The organism is Brevundimonas sp., assembly GCF_016463485.1.
In the GTDB taxonomy this organism is placed as follows: domain Bacteria; phylum Pseudomonadota; class Alphaproteobacteria; order Caulobacterales; family Caulobacteraceae; genus Brevundimonas.
Map to the genome: position 1 here is coordinate 1 of NZ_JAEMRD010000209.1, position 4,075 is coordinate 4,075.

Sequence of the window (4,075 nt, forward strand, 5' to 3'; positions counted from 1 at the left end):
CCTTTGCCCGCACCCTGACCGGCGATCCGACCGCGGCGGACGATCTGGCCCAGGATGCGATGATGAAGGCCTGGGACGCCCGGGCCAGCTATCAGATGGGCACGAACATGAAGGCCTGGACCTTCATGATCTTGCGCAACCAGTTCTATTCGGAGAAGCGCCGGTCCTGGCGTCAGTCGCAACTGGACCAGGAAGCGGCCGAACGCACCCTGGTGGCGGTCGATGATCCCGAAGCGCCGGTCGCGTTGGATGAACTGCGCATGGCCCTGAACACCCTGCCCGAGGAACAGCGCGAAGCCCTGATCCTGGTCGGTGCCGGCGGGTTTGCCTATGAAGAGGCGGCCGAGATCTGTCAGTGCGCGGTGGGCACGGTGAAGAGCCGCGTCAGCCGGGCCCGGCGCGCGCTTCTGGCGACGCTGGAGCGCGGCGGATATGCCCGGGACGGCCGTGCGGCGGGTGACGCCATGCGCTCCATCCTGGCCGATGCGGACCGTCTGAGCGGCGCCAGGCAAGGCTGAAGGTGGTCAGGCTGGCCCGGACCTGGGGACGCGGCCTCGGTCGCGGTCTCCGACCCCGATCGACACGTTTTCAGGGCATTCGCTTCAGGCTGGGCTTTGCCATGGCTCTGGCGCTGTTGCCGATCGTCCTGCTCGGTGCCGTCCAGGCCCAGGCCGATTTTCGCCGCCAGGATGCCGATCGTCGGGGCGACCTTCAGCTCGCCGCCGATCGCACGGCCGAGACGACCAAGGCCCGGCTGGACAGTACCTTCGTGCTGCTGGAGGCGCTTGGGGCCGAAGCGGGTGGCCCTGATTGCGGGGCGCGCATGGCGGCGCTCGTCGATCGTCTGAACGGCTATGAAGCCCTGTTCCGGGTGTCTGCGGCCGGAGAGCCGGTCTGCACGTCGCGCGCATTCGCACCCGATGCCACCGCCGATGCCGTCCGGTCGCGGACGTGGTTTCAACGCGCGCTCGCCGGCGAACACACCGTCGCGGTGCGGTCCACGGTGTCTGCAGGTGAAGAGCCCAGCCTGATCGCGGCCGTGCGAATCGAGCGGCAGGGCGGTCAGTTCGACGGCGTCATGACGGCCCTGCTGCCGCTTGAAAGCCTGCAGCCCGACATTACCGACCGGGCTCTGCCGGCGGGCGCGCAGGCCGCCCTGACCGATGCCCAGGGCAATATGCTGGTCGCGACCGACCCACAGGCCTTTTCATTGAAGGGCGACGAGCCCCTGGCCGGCTGGGTGGAGCGCGCGCGCGAGAGCGGATCGGGATTGTTCGAGGCGGATGACGTTCGCGGCATGCACAGGGTCTACGCCGGGGCCGCCCTGGCCGGGCGCGACGTCTACGTGCTGATCTCGGCACCGGCGCCGGGGCTGCTGTCGTGGGCGCGGCTGAATCCGATCGGGTCGTTGCTGCTGCCCCTGGGGGCATGGCTGACCGCGTTCGCGGCGGTCATGCTGGTGTCCGAGCGGATCGTGGTGCGATGGCTCGACTATCTGGAGCGGATCGCGGCCATCTATGCGCGGGGCCGGTTCTCGGTGCGTCCCGTGCAGGCGGCCCACGCGCCGTCCGAGATCCGGCTGCTGGCCCAGACGCTCGACGAACTGGCCGAGAACATCACCAGCCGCGACGCCATGCTGAACGAAAGCCTGGGCGAGAAGGACGCGCTGATGCGCGAGATCCATCACCGGGTGAAGAACAATCTGCAGATCATCTCGTCCCTGCTGTCGATGCAGCAACGGGCCCTGACGGACGGGCCGGCCAAGGCGGCGCTGGGCGACACGCGCCAGCGGATTTCGGCGCTCGCCCTGATCTATCGGACGCTCTACCAGTCGGACAACATCCGCCATGCCGATGCGCGCGAGTTCCTGACCGAACTGGTGGGACAGCTGGTCGCCTCGGACGCCGGGCGCGGCCCGGTGGTGTCGAGCTCGATCCAGGCCGACAGCCTGGTCGTCGATCCCGACAAGCTGGCCCCCCTGGCCCTGTGGCTGGTCGAGGCGGTGACCAACGCCCAGAAGCACGCCTTTGCCGGGCGGGGCGGCGATCTGCAGGTGCGGTTCAAGGTCGATGGCGCGACCAGTGTGCTCGAGGTCCAGGACGACGGCCCCGGCCCCGACGAGGAGGCCGTCAAGGGCGGGGTCGGGCGCACCCTGATGGGGGCCTTCGCCAAACAGCTGAGGGGCGAGGCCGAGACCCTGCGCGCGCCGAACGGCGGCACCATCGCGCGGATGACCTTTGCAACCCCCGAGGCCGTCACCCCGACCGATCCCGGCGATGTGGTCGGAACGGAGCGTCGCGCGCGGCGTTGATCGGCCAGATGCGACGGGCTCCTCTTCGTCGCCAGTTCTCAAGAGTATTCGCCATGCGCAAGCTGTTCGTCCTGTTCGCCGCCGCCGCCGCCCTGACCACCGCCGCCTGCAACACCGTCGCCGGCGTAGGCGAGGACACCACCGCAGCCGGTCAGGCCGTGACCGGTGCCGCCAACGAAGCCAAGGGCAACTAGGCCGGGTTATTCCCCTTATGGCGCGGATCGAGCAGAAGGCCTGAGACCGTCGCGGCCAGCAGCCGTGGCGCAAACGGCATCCGCGCCGCCTTGCCCAGAATGTGATCGCGCACCCAGGGCAGCAGCCCTCCGTCGGCCTGATAGAAGGGCGTGAAACCCAGGCTCAGCGCCTGGTACAGCCGGATGTGCCATCGGCGCGTCCGGCTGTAGGCCGTCAGGGCCCCGTCAAGATCGGCATGGCTGTCCAGCGCATCGCCCAGCGCCATGGCGTCCAGCAGGCCCATGTTGACGCCCTGACCCAGTTGCGGACTGGTCGAATGGGCGGCGTCGCCTACGATGGCCAGGCGGTCGGCGACCGGCCGGGCCAGGGTGTGATGCCCGTAGCGGGCCAGGGTCAGCATGTCGGGATCGGTGATCTCGTCCAGGATCGGCGCGACCTGCGGCCAGAGCGACAGCACCTCCGCCTTCCAGACATCGAGACCGGCACCGAGCCAGGTGTCGTGGTCGGCGTGCTTCAGGCTCCAGAAGAAGGTGGCGAGCCGATCTGGCGCATCAGGCCGGGCACCGCAGGGCAGGACGCCGATCATCTTCGAGGCCCCGCGATAGACCTGTTGCAGGGCCCCTTCGTCGAAGGGCGCACCCGGCCAGGCGACCGTGCCCCACAGGGCGCCCCAGGCCAGATCCATTCGGCGGGCCCCGTGGGCCTGTGCGATCGGAGACCGGGCCCCGGAGGCATCGACGATCAGGTCGAAAGCGGGACCGGTCCGACCGGCGCTGTCGGTCAGCCGACCGGCGGAGGCAGACGCGGCCTGATACCCCGTCTGGAATTCGACATCCTCGGCGATGCAGGCCTGATGCAGAACATGGAATATGGCCGAGCGGTGGACGCCCAGCGCGGGCCGGGGGGCTTTGAGGTCGTCGAGGCGCACGTCCAGCACGACCCGGCCGCGCCGCGCCTCCCGCCCGATGACGTGGATCAGCGGCTGGCCCAGGGCCTCGACCTGTTCCGTCAGGCCCAGCCGGTCCAGCACGTGCAGGCCGGTCGGCTGGAGCATGAAGCCGGCACCGACCGGTTTCGCCTGATCGAACCGTTCGTGGACCACGACCCGGCGGCCCTGCCGCGCCAGGATCAGGGCGGTGGCGAGACCGGTCGGGCCCGCACCGACGACCGCTACCGAACGCGGACCTGTTTCCGACGCCCTCACGAGCCCGGTCTCATGAGGCCGGGATCAGCTCGATCAGGTCTAGGTTGGATTCGTTCTCGGGCCAGGGGATGACCAGCCGCCAGCGCGCCGGGCCGATCCGCTCCAGCACGGCGACCAGATCGCGTTCCGGACGCTGGCCGTAGGAGTTGGCGGCGGGTTCGGACGCCAGGGACATCGAGCCCAGCATGACCATGTGACCGCCGTCCTCGGGGAACAGCAGGCCGGAGGGACGCTGGGACCCGGTGACCTTTGTGAACTTCAGCCCGCGTGGCGTCTGGTCGATCCGGCAGGCGAACCAGCCGTAGACGACATAGCCCAGCCCTTCCGGCCCCCCTTGCGACCCCAGCTTGACCGTGCGGCAGCGA

General features: G+C 69.5%; 5 protein-coding genes. 3 read left to right on the forward strand and 2 right to left on the reverse strand.

The features are described from left to right. From JHC99_RS17825 to JHC99_RS17835, 3 genes are all read left to right on the forward strand, one after another. The coding region (locus tag JHC99_RS17825; protein ID WP_292156015.1) for a sigma-70 family RNA polymerase sigma factor at positions 1 to 518 on the forward strand (518 nt) is incomplete at its 5' end. Between the two features lie 101 nt (positions 519 to 619). Beyond that, positions 620 to 2,311 carry a sensor histidine kinase gene (locus tag JHC99_RS17830; protein WP_292156016.1) on the forward strand — a complete coding sequence of 564 codons (1,692 nt, stop codon included), beginning with the start codon at positions 620 to 622 and terminating at the stop codon, positions 2,309 to 2,311. Between the two features lie 53 nt (positions 2,312 to 2,364). After that, complete coding sequence (locus JHC99_RS17835; RefSeq protein WP_271145502.1) at positions 2,365 to 2,505, forward strand: entericidin EcnA/B family protein; 141 nt, start codon at positions 2,365 to 2,367, stop codon at positions 2,503 to 2,505. Here JHC99_RS17835 and JHC99_RS17840 read toward each other — a convergent pair. Beyond that, positions 2,502 to 3,710 carry an NAD(P)/FAD-dependent oxidoreductase gene (locus JHC99_RS17840; protein ID WP_292156017.1) on the reverse strand — a complete coding sequence of 403 codons (1,209 nt, stop codon included), beginning with the start codon at positions 3,708 to 3,710 and terminating at the stop codon, positions 2,502 to 2,504. The genes JHC99_RS17835 and JHC99_RS17840 overlap by 4 nt on opposite strands. Positions 3,711 to 3,720: 10 nt before the next feature. Beyond that, a partial coding sequence (locus JHC99_RS17845; RefSeq protein ID WP_292156018.1) for a DUF4893 domain-containing protein occupies positions 3,721 to 4,075 on the reverse strand: 355 nt, incomplete at its 5' end.